This window comes from Seonamhaeicola marinus (assembly GCF_008085455.1).
In genome coordinates, this window is the sequence record NZ_VSDQ01000448.1 from 1 (window position 1) to 701 (window position 701).

The 701-nt window shown below is 36.1% G+C and carries 1 protein-coding gene; it reads right to left on the reverse strand.

Annotation, left to right across the window (positions count from 1 at the left end; translation table 11 throughout):
* Positions 1-99 precede the first annotated feature (99 nt).
* The coding region (locus FUA24_RS07645; RefSeq protein WP_317131945.1) for a 3'-5' exonuclease at positions 100-701 on the reverse strand (602 nt) is incomplete at its 5' end.

Genomic DNA, 701 nt, shown 5'->3' on the forward strand with positions numbered 1-701 from the left:
ATAACAGACGGAATTGTTAAACATATTTACAATGAGCCTTTTGACTGATAAACACTGTTACCAACAACGCGAAACAAAACCATTAAAACACACCTCTAATTAGCCTATTACCTCTAATTTAGCAAACCTTAGCAATAGTTTTTTAACACCAACACCTGTAAATTTAATTTCGGCTTTAGTATCGGCACCTGTGCCTTCAATTTTTAAAACTTCGCCTGTACCAAAACGTTCGTGCTTAACCATATTACCTGCAGCTAAATTACCATCAAATAAATTGGTGTTTGCAGCACTACTTGTTGCGCTAGATACCCGTTTTAAATTTTTAGGTGTTGGTGCTTGGTATTTTTCTGGTGCTTGTTTGGTTTGTCCTTTTTTAAAAGTAGGCTGTTTTGCTGGCTTAAAACGTACTTTGTTATACACCGTTTTGTGTCCGTTTGAATCAACATCACCAAAAATATCGGCGCTAAGCATAGGATTAATACGTTGTTCTTCAATGGGTGTTTGAATATCTAAATATGCCTCGTCAATTTCTTGAATAAATCTACTTGGTTCAGAATCTACTAATTTCCCCCATCGGTAACGTGATAATGCATAGGTTAAATACGCTTGCTTTTCGGCTCTTGTTAAAGCTACATAAAACAAACGGCGTTCTTCTTCTAACTCGCTACGGGTATTCATACTCATAGCACTTGGAAATAAAT